The sequence below is a fragment of the Serratia sp. CY33802 genome (genome assembly GCF_052169095.1).
Classification (GTDB): Bacteria; Pseudomonadota; Gammaproteobacteria; order Enterobacterales; family Enterobacteriaceae; genus Serratia; species Serratia bockelmannii.
In genome coordinates this window covers 158127-180084 of sequence record NZ_JBJNLL010000008.1, presented here as the reverse complement: position 1 = coordinate 180084, position 21958 = coordinate 158127, and the positions used below count along the sequence as shown (strand labels likewise).

The following is a 21958-nucleotide window of genomic DNA, read 5'->3' as shown; positions in this document are numbered from 1 at the left end:
ATGCAATTTTTGACCAAATGGAAGCTTATTATGCGAAACAACACTGTAAAAACGCTGTCGGTAGCCGGCCTGCTGACCACCACCTTGCTGAGCGGCCAGGCGCAGGCCGCCATCGCGCTGGATCGTACCCGCGTGATTTTAAACGGCGGCGATAGCTCGGTCAGTATGAATATCACCAATAAAAACACCCAGCTGCCTTATTTGGCCCAGGGCTGGCTGGAGAATGAGCAGGGTGAAAAAATCAACAGCCCGCTGATCGTGTTGCCGCCGGTGCAGCGGGTGGAGCCGGGCGCACAAAGCCAGGTCAAGGTGCAGGCGCTGCCGGCCGCCAAGGCACTGCCGCAGGATCGCGAGAGCCTGTTCTACTTCAATCTGCGCGAGATCCCGCCGAAGAGCACCAAGGCAAACACGCTGCAGATCGCGCTGCAGACCCGCATCAAGCTGTTTTACCGCCCGGCGGCGATCGTGCCGAACAAAAACGCCGCGTACAGCCCGTGGCAAGAGCAGCTGACGCTGACCCGCCAGGGGGCGGGCTTTAAGGCCAATAACCCGACCCCGTATTACATCACGCTGGTTGATGCCCGCAGCAGCAAGAGCGGTAAAACTGCCGCCGGTTTTGAACCGCTGATGGTGCCGCCGAAAGGTAGTGTCATGTTAGGCGCCACTGGCCTGGGCAATGCACCGGTGCTGACTTATATCAATGACTACGGTGGCCGCCCGGATCTGACCTTCAAGTGTGGCGCCGGTGATTGTCAGGTGGTGCCTGAGAAGCAAGGATAATCGGCGCCGGCAGCGGCGCTCCATCAGTTGAAGCGGCAGGGAAACTCATGCAAAGAATCGATAACGGCTGCAATAGCCAGGGAAGAGACGCTTTAACGCGACGGGCAGGCCAGGCGGCGTTATTGGCGCTGGTTTTGCTGACGAGCCAGGGGAGCCGGGCAGAGCCTGGTAACCACGGCATGCTGTTTGTGCATGGCGCGCTGACCGAAGGCGCCTGCCGGCTGGAGATGTCTTCGGCCTACCAGGATATATGGCTAGGTGAAACCACCACGAGCAGCCTGGCGGCGCCCGGCAACCGCACGCAGCCGGTGGCCTTCCAACTGCGCTTGCGTGACTGCACGCGCATGGGGGCGGCCATCAGAGACACTCGCCTCGGTTACCGGCTGTGGGATGCCTACCAGCCGGCGGTCACGGTGAGCTTCACCGCCCCGGCCGATGCGGATAACCCGCAGCTGGTGCAGGTGCAGGGTGCCGCAGGCCTGGGGCTGCGGCTGTTGGATGCGGATAACCGCGATGTGCGGCTGGGCAGCCGCAGCCGGCCGCAGCTGCTGGCATTGGGCGATAACGGGCTGCAGTTTTATGTGATGGCGGAGCGCACGCGTGCGCCGCTGTTGGCAGGCGCCTACCGCGCGGCGATCGATTTCCGGCTGAACTATGACTGAGGTGGACGGTATGGGCGATACAGGGCGACGCACGCTGGCCATCGGCGGCGAATATCTCCTTCTGGGCTGCGCGCTGGCGGCCAGCACTGCTGCCGCTTCGGCGCTCACCCTGCTGGCGGTGCTGAGTTTTGGCCAGCTGGCGCAGGCCGCCACGGTGAATGTCACGGTGAAAGGTGAAGTTTTCGGCAAGCCAAAGTGTGAAATCAACGACGGCAATGATATCGATGTGCCCTTCGGCGAACTGAATATCGCAGACATTGACGGCGTTAACTACGGCAAGAAAAAGATCCCCTATAGCGTGAGCTGCAGTGGCGATACCTCCGGCTCGAACGGATACATGAAAGTGTCATTGCAGGGCAATATCGCGAGTTTTGGCGTCGGTTTGCTACGCACCCGCGAGAAGGAAGATTTGGCGATCAAGCTGCTGTTCGAAAATGGCCAGCAGCTGAAGCTGAATGAGTGGCATAACTTTTTTTATCCCAATTATCCACCGCTCTATGCCGTACCGGTCAAACGCGGCGGCGCCAAGTTGAGTGGCGGGGACTTTTCCAGTTCCGCCACATTATTAGTCGAGGTTCAATAAGGAGATGAAGATGAAATATATTCCAGGGCTGGCCGCCTTGGCCTGTATGGGGTTGCTGGCCAGCGGCGCGGCGCAGGCGATAAAGGTGAACTTTACCGGTAAGCTGGTGACGGCGCCAGACTGCGTCCTCAACACGGGTAAAGATATCAGCGTTGATTTTCAGGAAGTAGTGAGCAATAAAGTGGATGGCGTCGGCTACAAAAAAATGGAGATCCCCTACACCATTTCCTGCTCCGGTGGTTCGCCAAATAGTGGCGAGCTTAAGGTCATGCTGGAATATACGACCGTACCATGGGGCGACTACAACGCGATCCAGGCCCAACCTACTCCACAATTTAATAATTTCGGGTTACGCATTGTTCAGGGCACCGGAGACACCACCTATGTGCCCAAGACCAAACTGACAATAACCGATATGAATAACCCGACCAAGCTTTACGCCGTACCGATCGGCAAACCGAGCGCGGGTTTACCCGAGGGGAGTTTCAACGCCACGGCTACCATGACCGCTATGTATGAGTAAAGCATTATCCCGGCACCGAAGCTGCACTGCTCCGGTGCCGAGCTGCGGCATCAATTAAATCCACCACATTATAAATGCGGTGGAAAGAGGCGCACCGACGGCACTTAACCGGCGGAATATTTTCGCCATTGGCGATGGTCGGATAATTTATTTTGCCGGAGGAAAACCAGATGAAAAATATTTTTTTATTGCTGATCGTATTTTTTGGCGGCATGAATGTGGCCCGCTCTGCTGACTTCGAGGCCATTCCTCGTATCGAGAATAAAGATGCATACTATGCTCATCTCTCTTTTACGTTCCTCAATGTTTCATCGGATTCGACATTACCTAACTATTGTTTTCAATCTAAAAACCCCTGCATGATGGCTCTGGTGATGACCGTGGGGGGGAACCCAGTTTTAAGCGTGCCGTTGGTCGATGCTAACAGTTCATGCAACACGGCGGATTGCAATACCAGCACGCGAACGGCCCGGACCATGGGGGAGCTGGCGCCGTTAATCAGGTACTTAGGGCGCAATGGGCAAAGCTCGCCAAGAGAGCTGAGGCAGGTTGGCGGTTGGGATATTCAACTCTGCTTAAGTTTCTCAAATCCTAATTTTGCTAAGTTCGGTTGTACTCCCTCGATACCCAAGACGCTCACTTGCGATATCCTCGATACTAACGCAGTCGTCGATTTCGGTTCATTCAGCAACGACGTGACGGCCCGGCAGGCTACGGGGACCATCAAGGTAAATTGTTCCAGCGAGGCTTACTTGCGCGTTAAGTTTAATTCCAATGTCACCAATATGCCGTTAAGCCAGGATGGGCGGCTTACCGCCAGCCTGAAGTTTAGGGATCTGATCGCTGGCGTGGGCGATAATTATGTAAAAGTACCTGGTGGCAACAGAGAAATATTTATAGACGGTGAGCTTCGGAATAATAGCACCTCACACACCGGCCCGTTTTCTGTTCCTGTGGTGGCCATTATTGAGTTAATGTAAAAGATCGCGTGTTAGAAGCGATATGAAGGATGAATCTAGCTTAATACGCTACGGGTTATAGTGCGTGCGATTGCGCCGTTTTTATAAGGCATAAGAAGATTGAGGGCGGTTTTACCTATTTAACTAGGGGCTGGCATGCAGATTGTTTGTTTATTGTGGCAATCGGTATGAAATTTTTATGATGTCTAAGGAGGGATAATGTTTCTACATCAAGGGCACACGATGAAAGGGTTTTTATTATTTCTGGGCATATTGCTGGGATGGACCAACTGGGCGAATGCGGCATATCACGACGCGCCCACCAGCGTCAGAAAAGGAGAGGAACCGGGGACTTATCTGATCACCACTACGCTGAATGATATAGCACCGATACCCAGTTGGAATATATGTCACTACACCACATCTAATACCGGATATTCATGTGGCTACGTCTTTGGGCTCTACTCTGCTCATTGGGATGGCAATGTCTATCCCGGTGGAGCCATGATCTCTATACCTTTGGTTGATCGAACCCCCCCTAACCAGTGTAATACGAGTAACTGTAATACCAGTTTAGGGACTGCCCAAACCATTGGGGAATTGGTGCCGCTGATGAAGCTCCGTGGCGGATTCGGAGTAACCAAGTCGGCATTGTACCGTCCGGGGGCCGAGGGGAAAAGGCCGGGGTTTAAAACCTGTATCTATAATTGGCGAGCTTCTGCTGTCGGGAATGTCAGTGGCAGCCTGTTTGACTGCAGCGAGCTTATTCCTCTGACAGCAAGCTGCGATATTCTTGACACTGATGCCGTAGTCGATTTTGGTCCAATCAGAAGCGATGTTGCCAGCCGGCAGGCCAGCGGTTCATTTAAAGTTAATTGCTCGAATGATACGGATATACGAGTTAAGTTTGCCTCCAGTGTAACGGATATGAAGTTAAGTCAAGATGGCAGGCTTAGTGTCAGCTTGAAAGTGCGAAACGCGAAGCCCGGCGTTAACGCTCTGGAGAGCTTTGTTACGGTGGTTGCTGGTACGCAAGAGATATTTATCGACGGCGATCTCAAAAATGCGAACACCTCACACACGGGACCCTTTTCTACTTCGGTAGTGGCCATTGTGGAGGTTGCATAAAATAATCTGCTATCGAGCGTATTAACTAAGTCGTTATCAGTAAGTTTATCGCAGCATAACCGCTTATTTTGTAGGAAGAACGCATGTGATGTTTTCCTGGCGATGTAACGGGTTGGGCCTGAAAGATTCGCTATTGTTTAAACATATATCGTGAGAGCTGGAGTAAAAATCCATCGAACGGTTATCGCTGGCGCGAATTAATACTATGCCTACAGGAGGCTCAGGGAATGAAATCGATCAATATTGTGATTGATGACGAAAATCGCTATTTCGCTACCGGCTTGCGGTTAAGTATTGCGAAATATGCGCAGCAGTATAATAAAGTCGCGCATTTCCTGCCGCCAGGCAGCGATGAGCGGCCTGACATCGTGTTGACCTCACAAATCCGGCGCGCCCGGTGTTGGACTGCCTATTCAAGGGCACACGTCGTCACCATTAAAGAAAGGCAGACCGTTGCAGCCAGGCGAGCGAAGCGAGTGCTTTACCGAACCGACGATCAACAACGGCTGTTTACGCTGTTGACCGATGCCCTGGCCAATCCCGGCCCGGTATGCCATTTTTCCGGTCTAATGCTGACCCCTCGTGAGCGGCAGGTTATCGGCTATATGCGGCGTGGGTTGGATCAATCGCAAACCGCCAGAATAATGGGGGTGAGCGTTAAAACGGTGCACAGCCATAAACGTTCGGTAATGGGTAAGCTGATGTTAAATCGCAGCCATGATTTTATGTATTGGTTACTATCACCAGAGGCAGAGTATTCCTAACCGTGATGGGGAATGATTTTAATTATTCCCATCTGTTATCTTTATATCGCTAAAGGATAGCTTATTTTGATTAACATTTACCGGGAGAATGTTAATTCTTGTTTTATTCATTTGTTAGATAGCAAAAGGGAAAGTTATGAAAAAGACAGCGGCTTTACTTATTGGCACTTGCATCATGATGGCATCTTATGCACATGCCGGTTTTAACGGCAATCATAACGTGCAGGGCAATAATGGCAACGCCAGCGGTGCCGGCAATAGCGATTTTGGCCAATGCATCAATGGTCAAGGGAAAAATGGCGGGCAATGTGCGGGCAACACCAACACAGGCGCCAAGCCTAAAGAAAAAGATAAAGGCGAAGTCATGAATGCGATTTGTGAATCGCCGTTTATGAAAAAATACTCGCCGCTATGCCAGTAATATTGATTTTTAAATGACAAGCAGGGTTATCCTCCCTGCTTTTTTTGTGACTGTTGATTAAATATCCTGTTGTTCCGACTAAAAATATAAGTTCGGTGAATTATTATCGTTGGCAGTGATGGTAGCTGTACGTAATTTACGTGGGGTATTATCTACACCAAGGGAAAGGTTAAGTGGATTTGTTTTATTTCGCGATATTCTTGTTGTGTTTAAGCATCTATTCATTCTACAAACATGCGCAGCGGATGAAAAAAAGGCAGCTATCTATTCAAGAACTCGGCCATTCTTCCCGTTGGTTGGCATTGCGACGTCATCATTGACGCTGCTACGCATTGTATGACGTAGCGTTTTTTACCAGAGAGTAGTATCCACCTCAACGAAAGAGGGTGCCCGGACTAGGACAACCGGCGCTGGCGCCGCGTTGAACAGCGCTTCAGCGCTGGCCCGCAGGGTGAGGCCTTTGGCCGAATAATCGAACGCAGTTCGATGGAGAGTCCGTACCCCAGAAAGCGAAAAACCCGCCATAGGCGGGTTCTTCTAAATAGGGCGACCGGACTCGGACAACCGGCGCTGGTGCCGTGTTGAATAGCGCTTTAGCGCTGGCCCGCAGGGTGAGGCCCTTGGCCGAATAATCGAACGCAGTTCGATGGAGAGTCCTGTTCCTGAAAAGCAAAAACCCAGCCATAGGCTGGGTTCTCTAAATAGTGGTGCCCGGACTCGGAATCGAACCAAGGACACGGGGATTTTCAATCCCCTGCTCTACCGACTGAGCTATCCGGGCAACGGGCAGCATTAAACCGTATTGGCCGAAAGCCGTCAACGGCTTTATGCGTGAAAGACGTTAAAATGCCTCCGGTTGCTGGCTTTTCAGGCAAAGGGCGCAAAAAATGCGCCTGTTCTGGCGATCACCTTGGGTTGGCTGTGCCGCCAACCCTGCCGATTCAGCTTAACGCCCCGTTGCGGCGGCACTGCGCCACCTGCAAGATGTCTTCCGCCAGCCGTTTGGCGACCGATACGTCCTGGAGCTGGCGTTTTACCAGCAGTTTGCTCAGGCAGCCTTCCTGAATCAATTCCATTTGCTGTGCCACCATGTCGGCGTCGTCGGCGTCCATGTCGCGCAGCAGTTCGCGGGTTAGCTCCAGTGAGGTCAGCTTTTGCTGCTCCGCCAGTTGGTGGATCGGATGATCCGTTTCCGGGAAGAAGCTGCAGGCGGCAATAAACAGGCAGCCGGGGTAGCGGTCTTGCTGCACGTATTCCGCCAGCACGTCATAGCGCGCCAGCAGCTTTTGCTGCGGGCTCAGGCTCTCGTCCAGCAGCAGCTGGCGGCGCCAGGTGTCGATCTGTTGGCCGTGGTAGCGCAGGCAGTCGTACAGCAGCGCTTCGCGATCTGGCCAGAACCGCTTGAGATCGCCGGGCTGAACGTCGAGTTTTTCCGCCAGCATCTCTAATGTGGCGGTCGCCAGGCCCTGTTGTTCCAACAGGCCCAGCGCGGTATCAAGGACGTGTTCACGTTGCACTTGTGCTTCCTCCTCTTCGGTTCAGAACCTCAGTGTTATTTATCACATCACTTTCTGCAAATGCGCGTTGAAGGCTGCCGCCTTCATAAAACCGGTGACCCGCTGTACTGTCAGTTCCTGGCCCGCCGGATCGAAGAACAGGATCGTCGGCAGCCCCAGCACCTTCAGGTGCTTCAGCAGCGCCGCCTGTTCCGCGCTGTTAGCGGTCACATCCGCCTGCAGCAGCACCGCGTTGGCCAGGCTTGCCTGCACCGCGGCGTCGCTGAAGGTGTATTTTTCGAACTCTTTGCAGGCCACGCACCAGTCGGCGTACAGATCCAGCATCACCGGCTTGCCCCGCGCCTGTTGCAGCGCGAGATCGAGCTGTTCGACGTTGTTGATGCGGGTAAAAGTCAGATGCGGTTGAGCCGCCTGCTGCGCCTGGTCGGTGCCGAAAGCCCAGTCTTGCAGCGGCCGCGCGGCGATCACCGCCGCCGCCAGCAACAGCAATTGCAGGGCACGCGTCCAGCCGCGTGTGCTTCTCAGGCTCAGGGCGAAGGCCCAGCCGAAGAACGCCAGGCCGAGCAGGCTCCACAAGCGCATGCCCCACAGGTCGCCGATCACTCGCTCCAGCAGGAACACCGGGAGCGCCAGAATGACGAAGCCGAAGGCCTCTTTCACGTACTGCATCCACGGGCCGCTGCGCGGCAGCAGGCGGTTGCCGAACAGGGTGACGATCACCAGCGGAATACCCATTCCCAGCGCGTACAGGTACAGCGTACCGCCGCCGGCCCACAGATTACCGCTCTGGGCGATATACAGCAGGATGGCGCTGAGCGGCGCGGTGGTGCAGGGGGAACAGATCAGCCCGGCCAGGGCGCCCATCAGGAACACGCCGGTCAGTGAGCCGCCGCGCTGGGTGTTGCTCCAGTTTGCCAGCCGGGTTTGCAGCGCCGAGGGCAACTGCAGGGAATAGAGGCCGAACATCGAAAGCGCCAGCGCGATGAACAGCACCGACAGGCCAATCAGGACGTAAGGATGCTGCAGCGCCGCCTGGAACTGCAATCCGGCGGCGGCCACCACCAAGCCCAGCAGGGTGTAGGTGAGCGCCATGCCCTGCACGTAAACCACCGCCAGCGCCAGAATGCGGCCGCTGCTTTGCGGCCGGTCGCGGCCGAGGATGATGCCGGAGATCAGCGGGTACATCGGCAGTACGCACGGGGTGAAGGCGATACCGATGCCGATCAGCAATGCCCACAGCGGCGAGAACGGCAGGCTGGCCGGTGCGGCGGGGGCTTCAGCCGGCGCAGAGGCCGAGAGCGGCGCGGCTGCGCTGACCGCGTCCAGCGGGATGGTTCGGGTTTCCGGCGGATAGCAGAAGCCGGCCTCGGCGCAGCCCTGATAGGTGACGCTGAGGCTGGCGTTGGCCGCCGCCTGTTGCAGCGGCACCTGCAGATTCAGCTGCTGTTTGAAAATCGCCACTTCGCCGAAGAATTCATCCTTGTGGCTCAGCCCTTCGGGCAGGGTAAACGCGCCGAGCGTCGCCTGCTGCGGCACCAGTTTGATCTGCTGACGATACAGGTAGTAGCCGGGGCGGATCTGCCAGTTCAGCGTTACCTGGTTGCCTTGCTGTTTGAAATCGAAAGTGAAGGCCTGATCGACAGGCACGAACTGGCTGCCGCCCTTCGGCGCGAACAGCGAAGCCTGTGCCGCCTGCGGCAGGAAGCACAGGCTGCACAGCAGCAAAATCAGTTTAAGGAAGCGTTGATCCATAACAGGTAGTCTTTATCTCCGGCCATCACCGGCAAGACCAGCAGCTCGGGCGTCTGGTAAGGGTGATGTTGTTTCAGGGTGTCGAGCAGGGCTTGCTGACGGCGGCGATCGCTTTTGAACAGCATCTGCACTTCGTATTCCTGTTCCAGTTTCCCTTCCCAGTAATACAGCGAGGTGGCGCCGGGCAGCAGCGTGGCGCAGGCCGCCAGCTTATCGCCCAAGACCCGCGCCGCCAGTTCCTGGGCGCTGGCTTCATCGGGTGCGGTACAGAGTATGACGACAGCTTCGCAATCAGACATCTTCAGCCCTCTCATCGGTTTGAATGGGCACTATACCCTGAAGGCGGATTGGCTAGAAGGCGAGTTTATCGCCAGAAGGAAAACCGGGGCCGCAGCCCCGGTCTAAGCCTTACAGCATGACGCTGCCGAGCAGGAAGCCGAATACCACCGCGAAAATCACGCCCATGGTGCCGGGAATGAAGAACGGATGGTTGAACACGAAGCGGCCGATGCGCGTGGTGCCGGTATCGTCCATCTGCACCGCGGCGACCAGCGTCGGGTAGGTCGGCAGGATGAACAGGCCGGAAACGGCCGCGAAGGAGGCGACGGCGGTCAGCGGCGACACGTTCAGCGCCAGCGCCATTGGCATCAGCGCCTTGGCGGTGGCGGCCTGCGAGTACAGCAGCGCCGAGCAGAAGAAGAAGATCACCGCCAGCAGCCACGGGTGCGCCTGAATGACGCTGCCGGCCGTCTCTTTGATCCAGTCGATGTTGGCCTGCACGAAGGTGTCGCCCAGCCAGGCGACGCCGAGGATACAGATACAGGCGCTCATGCCGGCCTTGAAGGTGCTGGAGTTCAGCACCATGTCGGTGTCGACGCGGCACAGCAGGGTGGTCAGCGTGGCGACGCTCAGCATGATGATCAGGATGGCGTTGGTGGTGTTCATCAGCGGCTTGGCCACCAGGCCCAGGCCCGGGCTGTTGATGATGGCGTAGGCGACCACGCACAGCACGCCCAGCAGGAACAGCAGCACCGAGGTTTTGGCGCGCGGTTTGATCGCCAGCGCGTTGTTGCCGCGCAGGGTGATCAGGCCTTCTTCCAGGCGTTTCAGGTACACCGGATCGTTAGACAGCTTGGAGTCGAACAGCCAGGTCACCAGCAGCGACATCACCAGCACGGCGCAGAAGGTGGATGGGATCACCACCATCAACAGGTGCAGGTAGCTGACACCGTGGCCTTCCATCACCGAAGACATGTACACCACCGCGGCGGAGATCGGCGAGGCGGTGATGGCGATCTGGGCGGAGACGACGGCGGTCGACAGCGGGCGGCAAGGCTTGATGCCCTGCTCTTTCGCCACCTCGGCGATCACCGGCAGCGCCGAGAGCGAGATGTTGCCGGTGCCGGCGAAGATGGTCAGGAAGTAAGTGACGATAGGGGCGAGAATGGTGATGTGTTTGGGGTTCTTGCGCAGCAGTTTTTCGGTCTGCTGCACCAGGTAGTCCATCCCCCCGGCGACCTGCATCGCGGAGATCGCCGCGATCACCGCCATGATGATGGAAATCACGTCGAAGGGAATGCTGCCTGGCTTGACGCCGATCAGCGCCAGGACCAGAACGCCCAACCCCCCCGCGAACCCGATACCGATACCGCCCAACCTGGCCCCTAAAAAGATGGCCAGCAGAACGATAACCAATTCTACGGCTAGCATAGTGTTTACTCCTTAAAATGAGAGAAATTGAAAATCAAACGTTAAAATTTTGTGGGCGCCGGAAAGTAAAAAGGCACGCTATCCAGAGGATTTAGCGTGCCTTTCAGGGCTACCGGGTAGGTCTGTTATTGTTCATTTTCATCCGTATAGCGTTTGGCTTTATAGGCCGGGTGCATCAGGTTCTCCACGGAGAAGATGTCATCCAGCTCGGCTTCGGTCAGCAGGCCGCGTTCCAGCACCACTTCGCGCACGCTCTTGCCGGTTTCGGCGCAGATCTTCCCGACGATGTCACCGTTGTGGTGGCCAATGAACGGGTTCAGATAGGTGACGATACCGATCGAGTTGAAGACGTAGTGTTCGCAGACTTCTTTATTCGCGGTGATGCCGTTAATGCATTTTTCCAGCAGGTTGTAGCAGGCGTTGGTCAGGATGTGGATCGACTCGAACATCGCCTGGCCGATCACCGGCTCCATCACGTTCAGCTGCAGCTGGCCCGCTTCGGCCGCCATGGTAACGCAAGTGTCGTTGCCAATCACCTTGAAACACACCTGATTGACCACTTCCGGCACCACCGGGTTCACTTTGGCCGGCATGATGGACGACCCCGCCTGCAGCTCCGGCAGGTTGATTTCGTTCAGGCCGGCGCGCGGGCCGGAGGAGAGCAGGCGCAGGTCGTTACAGATTTTGGACAGTTTCACCGCCAGGCGTTTGAGTGCGCTGTGCACCATCACGTAGGCGCCGCAGTCGGAGGTGGCTTCGATCAGGTCTTCCGCCGGTACCACCGGCAGGCCGCTGACTTCCGCCAGTTTTTGCACCGCCAGCGGCTGATAGCCTTCCGGGGTGTTGAGTGCGGTGCCGATGGCGGTGGCGCCCAGGTTAACTTCCAGCAGCAGCTCCGCGGTGCGGTGCAGGTTGCGGGTCTCTTCGTTCAGCAGCACGCTGAAGGCGTGGAATTCCTGGCCGAGGGTCATCGGCACTGCGTCCTGCAGCTGGGTGCGGCCCATTTTCAGGATGGTTTCGAACTCTTTCGCCTTGCGATCGAAGCCTTCACGCAGCTGGTTGATGGCGTCGATCAGTTTCTGGTTGGAGGCGTACACCGCGATGCGGAACCCGGTCGGGTAGGCGTCGTTGGTGGACTGGCACTTATTGAGGTGATCGTTCGGGTTCAGGTACTGGTATTCGCCTTTTTGATGGCCCATCAGCTCCAGGCCGATGTTCGCCAGCACTTCGTTGGTGTTCATGTTCAGCGAGGTGCCTGCGCCGCCCTGGAACACGTCCACCGGGAACTGATCCATGCACTTGCCTTTATCCAGCACCTCGTCGCAGGCCTGGATGATCACGTCGGCGATTTTGCGTGGGATGGTTTTGAGTTCTTTGTTGGCCATCGCCGCGGCCTTTTTCACCATCACCATGCCGCGAACGAACTCGGGGACATCGCTGATTTTGCTGTTGCTGATGTAGAAGTTTTCAATCGCACGCAGAGTGTGAACTCCGTAGTAAGCGTCTGCGGGGACTTCACGTGTTCCTAACAGGTCTTCTTCGATACGAATGTTGTTTGACATGAGAACCTTCTCTATGTGTTGCTGCCGAATTAATAATTTGTCAGGTCAAGGCTAGTAAGGGCACAGCCTAAATTAATGTTGCCGAAGGCTTGGGGCGTGAAACGATTAACCAAATCGCCCGTTGCTGCCCAGATCATATGCTGGTTGATAAGAAATGACTGAATCCAGATCACCTTATGGTGTTTAAGGATATGCCCTTTTCCGGTTCTGTGACTTCTTTCACGTTTGTGAACTTTAGCAATAAAAACCGGCTCTCGGTTGAAATGGTGGGGGGATGCCCTCATTGTAATGGTGTCGGCCGTTTACGGCCTCTTTTTTCGCGCCGTCGCCCCGTGGCGGCCGTGCCTTACCTACCGATAGGAGAACCAGGTGCGCTGGTTACCGCTACTGCTGATATTTCTGCTGGCTTACATAGAAATATCCATCTTTATCAAAGTCGCCGCCGTGCTCGGCGTGGCTGTCACCCTGCTGTTGGTGGTGTTCAGCTCCTGCGTCGGCATTTCGCTGGTGCGCAATCAGGGCATGAAAACCTTCGTGCAGATGCAGCAAAAACTGGCGGCCGGCGAAAGCCCGGCGGCGGAAATGGTGAAAAGCGTTTCGCTGGTGCTGGCGGGCTTCCTGCTGCTGATACCGGGCTTCTTCACCGACTTCCTCGGCCTGTTGCTGCTGCTGCCGCCGGTGCAAAAATCGCTGACGCTGAAGCTGATGCCGCACCTGTCGGTGTATCGCCCCGGCGGTTGGACGGGCGGCGACGCCGCCAACGGCAATACCTTCGACGGCGAATTCCAGCGCAAGGACGACGAACGCCCGGTGCTGGAACACCGCCCGGACGAGGATCGCAAACCTCACGATCGTTAAGCAAACGCGGCTCAGGCCGCGTTTTTCATCTCTGCGGCACTCGCCGAACCGAAAATGCGAAATTTTTTTTGTTCGCCCCCTTGAAGGGGGCTGGAACGCCCCCATCTCAAATGCCACGAGGCCGGTAATAACAACCATCCGGTGTACAACCCTAAATCTGATAGAGACCTTCTTACAGGAGAGCGTTCAATGAGTATTCGTCCATTGCATGACCGCGTTATCGTCAAGCGCAAAGAAGTTGAATCAAAATCTGCTGGCGGCATCGTCCTGACTGGCTCTGCTGCGGGTAAATCCACTCGCGGTGAAGTGGTTGCAGTGGGTAAAGGGCGTGTGCTGGAAAACGGCAACATCCAACCGCTGGATGTGAAAGTTGGCGATATCGTGATTTTCAACGACGGCTACGGCGTGAAAGCAGAGAAGATCGACAATGAAGAAGTGTTGATCATGTCCGAAAGCGACATTCTGGCAATTGTTGAAGCGTAATTGCGCTTTATCTTCTGAACTGAACGAGTTGAAGGGAAATACCAATGGCAGCTAAAGACGTAAAATTCGGCAATGACGCTCGCGTGAAAATGCTCCGCGGCGTGAATGTTCTCGCTGATGCAGTAAAAGTGACCCTGGGCCCGAAAGGCCGCAACGTAGTGCTGGATAAATCTTTCGGCGCACCGACCATCACCAAAGACGGCGTTTCCGTTGCGCGTGAAATCGAACTGGAAGACAAGTTCGAGAACATGGGCGCACAGATGGTGAAAGAAGTGGCCTCCAAAGCGAACGACGCGGCGGGCGACGGCACCACCACTGCAACCGTACTGGCTCAATCCATCATCACCGAAGGCCTGAAAGCGGTTGCTGCAGGCATGAACCCGATGGATCTGAAGCGCGGCATCGACAAAGCGGTTGTCGCTGCGGTTGAAGAACTGAAAAAACTGTCCGTACCTTGCTCCGATTCCAAAGCTATCGCTCAGGTCGGCACCATCTCCGCCAACTCCGACGAAACCGTGGGTAAACTGATCGCGGAAGCGATGGAGAAAGTGGGCAAAGAAGGCGTTATCACCGTTGAAGAAGGCACCGGCCTGCAAGACGAGCTGGACGTGGTTGAAGGTATGCAGTTCGACCGCGGTTACCTGTCTCCATACTTCATCAACAAGCCGGAAACCGGTTCTGTTGAGCTGGAAAGCCCGTTCATCCTGCTGGCCGACAAGAAGATCTCCAACATCCGCGAAATGCTGCCGGTGCTGGAAGCCGTTGCCAAAGCAGGCAAACCGCTGCTGATCATCGCTGAAGACGTAGAAGGCGAAGCGCTGGCGACCCTGGTGGTCAACACCATGCGCGGCATCGTGAAAGTGGCTGCCGTTAAGGCGCCTGGCTTCGGCGACCGTCGTAAAGCCATGCTGCAGGACATCGCTACCCTGACTGCCGGTACCGTTATCTCTGAAGAGATCGGTCTGGAACTGGAAAAAGCCACCCTGGAAGATCTGGGTCAGGCGAAACGCGTTGTCATCAACAAAGACACCACCATCATCATCGATGGCGTGGGCGACGAAGCGACCATCCAGGGCCGCGTTGCTCAAATTCGTCAGCAGATCGAAGAAGCGACCTCTGACTACGATCGTGAAAAACTGCAGGAGCGCGTAGCGAAACTGGCCGGCGGCGTTGCCGTTATCAAGGTTGGCGCAGCCACTGAAGTTGAAATGAAAGAGAAGAAAGCCCGCGTTGAAGACGCCCTGCACGCAACCCGCGCCGCAGTGGAAGAAGGCGTGGTTGCCGGCGGCGGCGTCGCGCTGATCCGCGTTGCAGGCAAAATCGCCTCGCTGAAAGGCGACAACGAAGACCAGAACGTGGGTATCAAAGTTGCGCTGCGCGCAATGGAAGCCCCTCTGCGTCAGATCGTGGTCAACGCCGGTGAAGAAGCTTCCGTTATCGCCAACCAGGTGAAAGCGGGCGAAGGCAGCTACGGCTACAACGCTTACTCTGAAGAATACGGCGACATGATCGCGATGGGTATCCTGGATCCAACCAAAGTGACCCGTTCTGCTCTGCAGTACGCGGCTTCCGTGGCTGGCCTGATGATCACCACCGAATGCATGGTCACCGACCTGCCGAAGGCTGACGCACCGGATCTGGGCGCAGCAGGCGGTATGGGTGGCATGGGCGGCATGGGCGGCATGATGTAATCATCCCCCACACGCTTGTGTGCTGAGAACCCCGGTCAACTGACCGGGGTTTTTTTTAGCTTAAAAATCAATAAAAAGAATGTTTATTTAGCTTGTTATTAGTTCACTGAATGAATAATTGCATTATTTTGTTTTTACCCTAAACCGTTGTCGTTTCGTACCGATATAGCCCTTACCGAGCGGGGAATTTCCCCTCGCCGGTGTGACTGTCAACGGAGACGACTTATGCTGAAAAATATGAAAATAGCCACCTGGCTGATGTTGATGCTGTTGCTGCTGGGCTTGATGCCCATGGGAACCGGCGCCATTGCCTTCTATTTCATGCAGCAAAACGGCCACAGTATCGACAGGATGAGCACCTTCTCCGACGAGGAAGCGGCGCTGAACCGCAGTTGGCGTGCTTTGCTGCAAACGCAGACGCTGATCGACAACATGGCGTTCGAGCGCTGGGCGCAGACCAGCAGAGCCGACATTCAACAGGGTATCGATGAGGCGCGAGGTGAGCTGCGCAGCGCCGACGTCGCTTTCAACCTGTTTTGGGAGACGCCGGGCCTGACGGTATCGCGCCCGGATCTGGGCGAGGCGATGAAAAAGGTCTACCTGGCGCAGCAGGCGGTGCTGAAGCAAGAACTGACGCTGTTGGCCGACACGCCACAGGCGGCGCTGATCGAGCGGCTGCACGCCATGGCGGCAGAGAAGCGCCAGGTGCGCCAGCGGCTGGATAACCAGTTTGCCGACTACATGCGGGCCACGGTGGCCGCCCACCGTCTGGCAGTGGAAGAGGCGGAGCAGACCCAAAAAGTCTTCGCCCGCCTGCTGAGCGGCACCCTGGCGGCGATCCTGCTGCTGCTGGTCGCCGTGCAGCGTGATTTCCGCCGGCGCTTGATTCTGCCGCTGCGCCAGATCGCCGAACACTTGCAAAAGGTTGGGCGCGGCGATCTACGCAGCGAGATCGCGGTACGCAACAACAATGAGATCGGCATGCTGTTCGCCAGCCTACGGACGATGCAGCAGGAGCTGAGTGCGACCGTGCAGCAGGTGCGTGACGGTGTGGAGTCGATCAACCACGGTACGCACGAGATCGCCGTCGGCAACGCCGATCTCTCCAGCCGCACCGAAGAACAAGCCAGCGCGCTGACGGAAACCGCCGCCAGCATGGAGCAGATTACCGCCACGGTGCGGCAAAACGCCGATAACGCCACTCAGGCCGCCGGCATGGTCAATCAGACCGCCGGCATTGCCCGCAACGGCGAAACGCTGATGGCCAGCGCGATCGACAAGATGCGGGCGATCAACGACAGCGCGCGTCAGGTGGGGGATATTACCAGCGTGATCGACGGCATCGCCTTCCAGACCAACATTCTGGCGCTGAACGCCGCCGTCGAGGCCGCACGTGCCGGGGAGCAGGGGCGGGGTTTTGCGGTGGTAGCCGGCGAAGTGCGCAATCTGGCGCAGCGCTGCGCGACTTCGGCCAAGGAGATCAGCGGTCTGGTCGACGGCGTAACCGGCGATATCGCCGCCGGCGTGCGGCTGGTGGAACAGGCGGGCGAGACGATGAATGCCATCGTCGGCTCGGTGAACCAGGTGACGTCGCTGATGGATAACATCTCCTATGCGTCGGAAGAGCAAAGCAAAGGCGTCGAGCAGGTCGGGGTGGCGGTGACCCAGATGGATCAGGTGACCCAGCAGAACGCCGCGCTGGTGGAGGAGGTGGCGACCACCGCCGTCGGCGTGGAGGAACAGGCGGCCCTGCTGGCGCAGGCGGTGGCGGTATTCAAACTGGCGGAGGGGGAACCGCGCCAGGGCGACGTGGAGGCGCAGGCATCGGCGGCCGTTGCCGGTTGGGTATAACGCCGCCGCACTGTATTTGATGATATTTTTGCCGCCCGGGGCGATTTAGCTGGTAAACTGGTAAGTCATCAGCTGTCGCTCAAGACGTTGGCCCGCTCGCGTGGCAACGGATGCTTAAGAGATGGCATCGCTTTCTGATATACCCTATGAATTTCAAGTTGTAGCTAGGTGGCCAGCTCGTGAGTCCCCAGGCGCTTACTTGAGTAAGTAACTGGGGTGAGCGAGCGCAGTCAACAACGCTACAGCTTGAAAGGCGACGGGTAGAAGATTTTGCGTAATTCTCAACATCGAATGGGGAACAAGATGCGGATTAAAGCCTTACTGGGTCTTTCGGCAGCGATGCTGCTGGCGGGTTGCAGCACCACTCATGAACTGACCGCTGCGGGTCAGCAGATCAAGTTCACCGACAGCAAGCCGGCGGCGGAATGCCAGCTGCTGGGGGAAGTGACCGGCACCCAGAGCAACTGGCTGTCCGGCAACGGCGGTGAAGGCAGCTCCATGCGCGGTGCGGCCAACGATCTGCGCAACAAGGCGGCGGCCATGGGCGGCAACGTGATCTACGGCGCCAACAGCCCGAGCCAGAATCTGCTCTCCAGCTTCGCACCGCTGGACAGCAAAATGGTCGGCCAGGTTTACAAGTGCCCGTAAGGCGCTGAGACCGCAGTCGCAAAGAGATAAAAAAAGAGGAATGCCAAGGCATTCCTCTTTTTCGTTACGGCATTTGGCGCACGTCACTCCGGCATCAGGCGCAGGTCGATCGGCGTTTTGCTCGGTTCGCCGCCCACTTCACGCGTCAGGCGCGGCACCAGATAACCGGACACCTTGCTCAGCAGCGCCTGCATGATGACGCGCGCTTCATCGTCGCTGACCATGAAGTGCGCCGCGCCCTGCACCTTGTCCAGCACGTGGATGTAATAGGGCAGGATGCCGGCGTCGAACAGCGCGTTGCTGAGTGCCGCCAGCGTATCGGCATTGTCGTTGACGTCGCGCAGCAGCACGCTCTGGTTGAGCAGCGTGACGCCGGCGAGGCGCAGCTGCGCCATGGCGCTTTGCAGGTCGCGGTCAATTTCGTTGGCGTGGTTGATGTGCGTGACCATCAGCACCTGCAGGCGCGAGGCCGACAGCAGGCGGCACAGCGCCGGCGTGATGCGCGCCGGGATCACCACCGGCAAACGGGTGTGAATGCGCAGGCGTTTCAGGTGCGGGATGGCCTCCAGTTCGCCAACCAGCCATTCCAGCTCGCTGTCTTTGGCCATCAGCGGATCGCCGCCGGAAAAAATGATCTCGTCCAGTTCCGGGTGTTGGCGGATATAATCCAGTGCCTGCCGCCAGTTGTTCTTATTGCCCTGATTATCCTGATAGGGGAAGTGGCGACGGAAGCAGTAACGGCAGTTGACCGCACAGCCGCCCTTGACCAGCAGCAGTGCGCGATTGCGGTATTTGTGCAGCAGGCCCGGCACCACGCTGCGCTGCTCATCGAGCGGATCGGTGGTGAACCCTGGGGCGTTGATGAACTCCTCTCTGGCGGTCAGCACCTGGCGCAGCAGCGGGTCGTTGGCATCGCCGGGGCGCATGCGCGCAGCGAAGGCGCGCGGCACGCGCAGGGCAAACAGCCGGCGGGCATCGCGCCCCTGCGGCAGTTCCGGGTGCGTATTCAGTGACAAAAGCTGCAGTAATTCATCAGGATCGGTAATAACATCGGCGAGTTGATGCAACCAATCTTCTCTATGTGCCGTACTTTGGGTTATAATGTGTGCCATTTTTTTGGCTAAGCTACCAGTTCAAATATTCAGAGGGCCATCATGGCGACTTATTCTAGCAACGATTTCCGTCCGGGTCTTAAAATCATGTTCGAGGGCGAACCTTACGCCGTCGAAGCCAGTGAGTTCGTTAAGCCGGGCAAAGGCCAGGCGTTCGCGCGCGTGAAAATGCGTCGTCTGCTGACCGGCACCCGCGTGGAAAAAACCTTCAAGTCTACCGATTCTTGCGAAGGCGCAGACGTGATGGACACCAACATGAACTACCTGTACAGCGACGGTGAGTTCTACCACTTCATGCACCCTGAGTCTTTCGAACAGCATCAGGTTGACGGCAAAACCGTCGGCGACGCGGCCAAATGGCTGCAGGATAACGCAGAGTGCATCATCACCCTGTGGGATGGCCGTCCAATCGCCGTTCAGCCGCCGAACTTCATCGAAGCGGAAATCACCGATACCGATCCTGGCCTGAAAGGCGATACCGCAGGAACTGGCGGCAAGCCGGCAACCCTGAGCACCGGCGCCGTGGTGAAAGTGCCGTTGTTCGTCCAGATCGGCGAAGTGATCAAGGTTGACACTCGCTCTGGCGAATACGTCTCTCGCGTTAAATAAGTTTCAAAACAGAGGAACCCCCGCGGTTCCTCTGTTTTATCCTATCCCCGTTCGTTGGCAGAAAATCCGCATGTTCAAGAAAACGTTGTTGGCCGTGCTCTCCCTGTTGTTCCTTTTCTCCCTCAGCAGTTGCAATACGTTTCGCGGTTTCGGCGAAGACGTTCAGCATCTCGGCGGCGCCATCTCCCGCACGGCCAGCTGATCCCGCCTTTAACCCGATGTATTTGCGCCACAAAGCCGGTCACGATCCCACACCCTCCGTCAATTTTGACTACGCTTAGAAAGCCGTACTTTTTCATCAACGACAAATAAGGACTTTCTTATGCTGAAGAAAAGTATTATCGCGATCTTCTCTTTGATGATTTTGAGCTCGCTGACCGCCTGCAATACCACCCGCGGTGTGGGTGAAGACATTCAGGCCGGCGGCAAGGCTATTCAGCGCAGCGCGGAATAATCCGTTCTCTACCCGGCGGCGTTCCGGCTGCGGAGAGCCGCCACATTTCTATCCCTTGCCTGCGCGTTAACGCTGCTGCTATCCTGCCGCAGTGCGGGTGAGGTTACCCGTCATGCGTCACCTCGCTAAACGGGACGACCCGTTTACGCGTCATTTTATCGGGGACGACCCCAGTGGTAGGGAGGCCGTCTCATGGCCTGGATTATTCTGCTTATCGCCGGTTTGCTCGAAGTGGTTTGGGCTATCGGTCTGAAATACACCCACGGTTTTACCCGGCTGACGCCGAGCATCATCACCATTGCTGCGATGGTGGTCAGCATGTTGCTGTTGGCCAACGCCATGAAAACGCTGCCCGCCGGCACCGCCTATGCGGTGTGGACCGGCATCGGCGCGGTGGGCGCGGCCATCATGGGCATGGTGCTGTTGGGCGAATCGACCAATATCGCGCGCATCATCAGCCTGTGCCTGATCGTGGTCGGCATACTCGGGCTGAAGTTCAGCAGTCACTGATCGGCGGACTGTTGCACCCAGATCAGCTTGTCGGTGGCGAAACCGTAGCCTTTGGCCGTCTGCAATAAGCTGTCGCGTACGCTGGCGTCAAGCGTCGGCGTGCGCGACAGGATCCACAGATAGTCGCGGTTAGGGCCGCAAACCAGCGCGTAGCGATACGCCGGGTCCAGGGCAATCACGTTATAGCCGCCGTAGAAGGGGCCGAAGAACGACACTTTCAGCGCCGCGACCTGCGGTGAACCGATAAAGTAGGCTTTGCCTTCGCTTTCTTGCCATTGCTGTTTTTGCGGATTGAAGCCGCGATTGATGACTTTCAGCCCGCCGTCGGCGCGCGGGCTGTAATGGGCGGTCACCTGCTGCAAACCGCGTTCAAAACGATGATCCAGACGAGCGATCTCATACCAGGTACCGAGATAGCGCTGGCTGTCAAAGGGGGTCACGACCTTGATGTCTTTAGGCGGGGAGACGCTGCAGGCGACGGAGAGCAGGGCGGAAAGCATGACGCTAAGCTTTGACCATAAACGCATCGGTGACTCCTGTTTACCGGGGGCGAGTAGACAGTGTAGCCGATGAGAAAAGGGCGGCCAACGGGCGTTGGCCACCCGAGCGGTTTACAGAGTGACGACGCCGATGACGGTGACGACGCTGAGGATTGCCGCCAGACCGTAGAACACCCACTTGCCGGCCGGCACGTGGATCTTCAGATCGTGCATCGCATGGTGGATGCGGTGCAGGCCGCACCACAGCGGCAGAATGATCATCAGCAGTAGGAACAGGCGGCCGATCAGGCTCTGGCAGAACGCCAGCACGCGTTCGTAACCCAGCGCTTCACCGGGGAACAGCCCCAGCGGCAGCAGAATGCCGACCAGCAGCACGATAGCCGGCGCGACGATCGCGCCCCACATGCCGCCGGCGCCGAACAATCCCCAGAAAACCGGCTCATCGGAGCGTTTAGGTGCTTGATTTATCATGTTTCCTCCGGATTAGAACAGGGCCACGGCCAGGATGACCACGCTGACGACGATCGTGACGGCCCACAGCCCTTTCACGATGGGGCCCGGTCCCATTTTCTCGCTGTTGACCACGATATTGGCGGCCTTCGGCGCCAGATCGAACCAGGTTTTGGTGTGCAGCGCCGCCGCCAGCAATGCGACGACGTTGATTAACAGCACCAGCGGATTCTGCAAGAAACCGACGAAGCCGGCCCAGCTCTCGGCGCCGCCCTTCAGCGCGAACACGCCGTAGAGCAGCACGATGCTGAACCAGACCGCCAGCACCGAGGTGCCTTCGCGCAGCATGTAGAAACGGTAAAAGCCGGGCTTTTGCCACCAGGTGGGCGTCATGGTGCGCACATAGGGCTTACGTTGAGTTGTCATGGCAA

The 21958-nt window shown here is 57.1% G+C and carries 26 protein-coding genes and 1 tRNA gene; 17 read left to right on the top strand and 10 right to left on the bottom strand.

Annotated elements, in window-relative coordinates; genetic code table 11:
• Positions 1 to 30: 30 nt before the first annotated feature.
• From ACJ8HA_RS20780 to ACJ8HA_RS20745, 8 genes are all read left to right on the top strand, one after another.
• Positions 31 to 780 carry a fimbria/pilus periplasmic chaperone gene (locus ACJ8HA_RS20780; RefSeq protein ID WP_043143791.1) on the top strand — a complete coding sequence of 250 codons (750 nt, stop codon included), beginning with the start codon at positions 31 to 33 and terminating at the stop codon, positions 778 to 780.
• Between the two features lie 47 nt (positions 781 to 827).
• Complete coding sequence (locus ACJ8HA_RS20775) at positions 828 to 1442, top strand: fimbrial protein (RefSeq protein ID WP_060448264.1); 615 nt, start codon at positions 828 to 830, stop codon at positions 1440 to 1442.
• Positions 1435 to 2025: a fimbrial protein gene (locus tag ACJ8HA_RS20770; RefSeq protein ID WP_049276129.1), complete on the top strand. Its 591-nt coding sequence runs from the start codon at positions 1435 to 1437 to the stop codon at positions 2023 to 2025. The genes ACJ8HA_RS20775 and ACJ8HA_RS20770 overlap by 8 nt, the downstream gene beginning before the upstream one ends.
• Positions 2026 to 2035: 10 nt before the next feature.
• Complete coding sequence (locus tag ACJ8HA_RS20765; protein WP_442515485.1) at positions 2036 to 2548, top strand: fimbrial protein; 513 nt, start codon at positions 2036 to 2038, stop codon at positions 2546 to 2548.
• A gap of 170 nt (positions 2549 to 2718) precedes the next feature.
• Positions 2719 to 3528: a hypothetical protein gene (locus tag ACJ8HA_RS20760; RefSeq protein WP_442515484.1), complete on the top strand. Its 810-nt coding sequence runs from the start codon at positions 2719 to 2721 to the stop codon at positions 3526 to 3528.
• 198 nt (positions 3529 to 3726) lie between these two features.
• Positions 3727 to 4635, top strand: a complete 909-nt coding sequence (locus tag ACJ8HA_RS20755) for a hypothetical protein (protein ID WP_442515483.1) — start codon at positions 3727 to 3729, stop codon at positions 4633 to 4635.
• A gap of 227 nt (positions 4636 to 4862) precedes the next feature.
• Positions 4863 to 5399, top strand: a complete 537-nt coding sequence (locus tag ACJ8HA_RS20750) for a helix-turn-helix transcriptional regulator (RefSeq protein ID WP_043143787.1) — start codon at positions 4863 to 4865, stop codon at positions 5397 to 5399.
• A gap of 136 nt (positions 5400 to 5535) precedes the next feature.
• The gene (locus ACJ8HA_RS20745) at positions 5536 to 5820 is read left to right on the top strand and encodes a hypothetical protein (RefSeq protein WP_442515482.1); all 285 of its coding nucleotides are present in this window, start codon (positions 5536 to 5538) and stop codon (positions 5818 to 5820) included.
• Between the two features lie 705 nt (positions 5821 to 6525).
• Here the strand turns inward: ACJ8HA_RS20745 and ACJ8HA_RS20740 are convergent.
• The 6 genes from ACJ8HA_RS20740 to aspA form a co-directional block, all read right to left on the bottom strand.
• A tRNA-Phe gene (locus tag ACJ8HA_RS20740) sits at positions 6526 to 6601 on the bottom strand.
• Positions 6602 to 6761: 160 nt separating this feature from the next.
• Positions 6762 to 7337: a division control transcriptional repressor DicD gene (dicD, locus tag ACJ8HA_RS20735; RefSeq protein WP_004929655.1), complete on the bottom strand. Its 576-nt coding sequence runs from the start codon at positions 7335 to 7337 to the stop codon at positions 6762 to 6764.
• A gap of 42 nt (positions 7338 to 7379) precedes the next feature.
• Positions 7380 to 9089 carry a protein-disulfide reductase DsbD gene (locus ACJ8HA_RS20730; protein ID WP_442515481.1) on the bottom strand — a complete coding sequence of 570 codons (1710 nt, stop codon included), beginning with the start codon at positions 9087 to 9089 and terminating at the stop codon, positions 7380 to 7382.
• Complete coding sequence (gene cutA, locus ACJ8HA_RS20725) at positions 9065 to 9388, bottom strand: divalent cation tolerance protein CutA (protein WP_004929657.1); 324 nt, start codon at positions 9386 to 9388, stop codon at positions 9065 to 9067. Before cutA ends, ACJ8HA_RS20730 begins: the two co-directional genes overlap by 25 nt.
• Positions 9389 to 9497: 109 nt before the next feature.
• Positions 9498 to 10799 (bottom strand): anaerobic C4-dicarboxylate transporter, encoded by a 1302-nt coding sequence (locus ACJ8HA_RS20720; protein WP_016929379.1) that lies wholly within the window; start codon positions 10797 to 10799, stop codon positions 9498 to 9500.
• Positions 10800 to 10924: 125 nt separating this feature from the next.
• A complete protein-coding gene (gene aspA / locus ACJ8HA_RS20715; protein ID WP_004929659.1) occupies positions 10925 to 12361 on the bottom strand; it encodes an aspartate ammonia-lyase in 1437 nt (478 codons plus the stop codon).
• A gap of 369 nt (positions 12362 to 12730) precedes the next feature.
• On the opposite strand from aspA, the gene ACJ8HA_RS20710 reads away from it, so the two are divergent.
• The 5 genes from ACJ8HA_RS20710 to ACJ8HA_RS20690 all read left to right on the top strand — a co-directional run bounded on the left by ACJ8HA_RS20710 (position 12731) and on the right by ACJ8HA_RS20690 (position 17892).
• Positions 12731 to 13219, top strand: coding sequence for an FxsA family protein (locus tag ACJ8HA_RS20710; protein WP_004929660.1), 489 nt, complete (start codon positions 12731 to 12733; stop codon positions 13217 to 13219).
• 189 nt (positions 13220 to 13408) lie between these two features.
• Positions 13409 to 13702 carry a co-chaperone GroES gene (locus ACJ8HA_RS20705; protein WP_004929661.1) on the top strand — a complete coding sequence of 98 codons (294 nt, stop codon included), beginning with the start codon at positions 13409 to 13411 and terminating at the stop codon, positions 13700 to 13702.
• Between the two features lie 44 nt (positions 13703 to 13746).
• Positions 13747 to 15393, top strand: coding sequence for a chaperonin GroEL (gene groL / locus ACJ8HA_RS20700; RefSeq protein ID WP_025305005.1), 1647 nt, complete (start codon positions 13747 to 13749; stop codon positions 15391 to 15393).
• Positions 15394 to 15618: 225 nt separating this feature from the next.
• Positions 15619 to 17244, top strand: a complete 1626-nt coding sequence (locus ACJ8HA_RS20695; RefSeq protein WP_197827915.1) for a methyl-accepting chemotaxis protein — start codon at positions 15619 to 15621, stop codon at positions 17242 to 17244.
• 303 nt (positions 17245 to 17547) lie between these two features.
• Positions 17548 to 17892 carry a DUF4156 domain-containing protein gene (locus ACJ8HA_RS20690; RefSeq protein WP_025305007.1) on the top strand — a complete coding sequence of 115 codons (345 nt, stop codon included), beginning with the start codon at positions 17548 to 17550 and terminating at the stop codon, positions 17890 to 17892.
• Between the two features lie 83 nt (positions 17893 to 17975).
• Here the strand turns inward: ACJ8HA_RS20690 and epmB are convergent, their stop codons facing one another.
• Positions 17976 to 19004 (bottom strand): EF-P beta-lysylation protein EpmB, encoded by a 1029-nt coding sequence (gene epmB / locus ACJ8HA_RS20685; RefSeq protein WP_060448256.1) that lies wholly within the window; start codon positions 19002 to 19004, stop codon positions 17976 to 17978.
• 42 nt (positions 19005 to 19046) lie between these two features.
• On the opposite strand from epmB, the gene efp reads away from it, so the two are divergent.
• From efp to sugE, 4 genes are all read left to right on the top strand, one after another.
• Positions 19047 to 19613, top strand: a complete 567-nt coding sequence (efp, locus tag ACJ8HA_RS20680; protein WP_004929666.1) for an elongation factor P — start codon at positions 19047 to 19049, stop codon at positions 19611 to 19613.
• Between the two features lie 70 nt (positions 19614 to 19683).
• Positions 19684 to 19815 (top strand): entericidin A/B family lipoprotein, encoded by a 132-nt coding sequence (locus ACJ8HA_RS20675; RefSeq protein WP_004929667.1) that lies wholly within the window; start codon positions 19684 to 19686, stop codon positions 19813 to 19815.
• A 120-nt stretch (positions 19816 to 19935) separates the two neighbouring features.
• On the top strand, positions 19936 to 20067 hold the full coding sequence (locus ACJ8HA_RS20670) for an entericidin A/B family lipoprotein (protein WP_004929668.1): 132 nt from the start codon (positions 19936 to 19938) through the stop codon (positions 20065 to 20067).
• 192 nt (positions 20068 to 20259) lie between these two features.
• Entirely contained in the window at positions 20260 to 20577 is a 318-nt protein-coding gene (sugE, locus tag ACJ8HA_RS20665) for a quaternary ammonium compound efflux SMR transporter SugE (protein WP_004929669.1), read from the top strand.
• Here the strand turns inward: sugE and blc are convergent.
• The 3 genes from blc to frdC form a co-directional block, all read right to left on the bottom strand.
• A complete protein-coding gene (gene blc, locus ACJ8HA_RS20660; RefSeq protein ID WP_025305009.1) occupies positions 20571 to 21104 on the bottom strand; it encodes an outer membrane lipoprotein Blc in 534 nt (177 codons plus the stop codon). The two genes, sugE and blc, sit on opposite strands and share 7 nt — an antisense overlap.
• Positions 21105 to 21188: 84 nt before the next feature.
• Complete coding sequence (gene frdD / locus ACJ8HA_RS20655) at positions 21189 to 21548, bottom strand: fumarate reductase subunit FrdD (protein ID WP_004929672.1); 360 nt, start codon at positions 21546 to 21548, stop codon at positions 21189 to 21191.
• Positions 21549 to 21560: 12 nt separating this feature from the next.
• Positions 21561 to 21953, bottom strand: coding sequence for a fumarate reductase subunit FrdC (gene frdC / locus ACJ8HA_RS20650; RefSeq protein WP_442515480.1), 393 nt, complete (start codon positions 21951 to 21953; stop codon positions 21561 to 21563).
• Between the last annotated feature and the right edge of the window lie 5 nt (positions 21954 to 21958).

Coding starts and splice junctions, on each gene's coding strand:
- ACJ8HA_RS20780 (WP_043143791.1), top strand. CDS start 31: ATGCGAAACAACACTGTAAAAACGCTGTCGGTAGCCGGCCTGCTGACC.
- ACJ8HA_RS20775 (WP_060448264.1), top strand. CDS start 828: ATGCAAAGAATCGATAACGGCTGCAATAGCCAGGGAAGAGACGCTTTA.
- ACJ8HA_RS20770 (WP_049276129.1), top strand. CDS start 1,435: ATGACTGAGGTGGACGGTATGGGCGATACAGGGCGACGCACGCTGGCC.
- ACJ8HA_RS20765 (WP_442515485.1), top strand. CDS start 2,036: ATGAAATATATTCCAGGGCTGGCCGCCTTGGCCTGTATGGGGTTGCTG.
- ACJ8HA_RS20760 (WP_442515484.1), top strand. CDS start 2,719: ATGAAAAATATTTTTTTATTGCTGATCGTATTTTTTGGCGGCATGAAT.
- ACJ8HA_RS20755 (WP_442515483.1), top strand. CDS start 3,727: ATGTTTCTACATCAAGGGCACACGATGAAAGGGTTTTTATTATTTCTG.
- ACJ8HA_RS20750 (WP_043143787.1), top strand. CDS start 4,863: ATGAAATCGATCAATATTGTGATTGATGACGAAAATCGCTATTTCGCT.
- ACJ8HA_RS20745 (WP_442515482.1), top strand. CDS start 5,536: ATGAAAAAGACAGCGGCTTTACTTATTGGCACTTGCATCATGATGGCA.
- ACJ8HA_RS20730 (WP_442515481.1), bottom strand. CDS start 9,089: ATGGATCAACGCTTCCTTAAACTGATTTTGCTGCTGTGCAGCCTGTGC.
- cutA (WP_004929657.1), bottom strand. CDS start 9,388: ATGTCTGATTGCGAAGCTGTCGTCATACTCTGTACCGCACCCGATGAA.
- ACJ8HA_RS20720 (WP_016929379.1), bottom strand. CDS start 10,799: ATGCTAGCCGTAGAATTGGTTATCGTTCTGCTGGCCATCTTTTTAGGG.
- aspA (WP_004929659.1), bottom strand. CDS start 12,361: ATGTCAAACAACATTCGTATCGAAGAAGACCTGTTAGGAACACGTGAA.
- ACJ8HA_RS20705 (WP_004929661.1), top strand. CDS start 13,409: ATGAGTATTCGTCCATTGCATGACCGCGTTATCGTCAAGCGCAAAGAA.
- groL (WP_025305005.1), top strand. CDS start 13,747: ATGGCAGCTAAAGACGTAAAATTCGGCAATGACGCTCGCGTGAAAATG.
- ACJ8HA_RS20695 (WP_197827915.1), top strand. CDS start 15,619: ATGCTGAAAAATATGAAAATAGCCACCTGGCTGATGTTGATGCTGTTG.
- ACJ8HA_RS20690 (WP_025305007.1), top strand. CDS start 17,548: ATGCGGATTAAAGCCTTACTGGGTCTTTCGGCAGCGATGCTGCTGGCG.
- epmB (WP_060448256.1), bottom strand. CDS start 19,004: ATGGCACACATTATAACCCAAAGTACGGCACATAGAGAAGATTGGTTG.
- efp (WP_004929666.1), top strand. CDS start 19,047: ATGGCGACTTATTCTAGCAACGATTTCCGTCCGGGTCTTAAAATCATG.
- ACJ8HA_RS20675 (WP_004929667.1), top strand. CDS start 19,684: ATGTTCAAGAAAACGTTGTTGGCCGTGCTCTCCCTGTTGTTCCTTTTC.
- ACJ8HA_RS20670 (WP_004929668.1), top strand. CDS start 19,936: ATGCTGAAGAAAAGTATTATCGCGATCTTCTCTTTGATGATTTTGAGC.
- sugE (WP_004929669.1), top strand. CDS start 20,260: ATGGCCTGGATTATTCTGCTTATCGCCGGTTTGCTCGAAGTGGTTTGG.
- blc (WP_025305009.1), bottom strand. CDS start 21,104: ATGCGTTTATGGTCAAAGCTTAGCGTCATGCTTTCCGCCCTGCTCTCC.
- frdD (WP_004929672.1), bottom strand. CDS start 21,548: ATGATAAATCAAGCACCTAAACGCTCCGATGAGCCGGTTTTCTGGGGA.
- frdC (WP_442515480.1), bottom strand. CDS start 21,953: ATGACAACTCAACGTAAGCCCTATGTGCGCACCATGACGCCCACCTGG.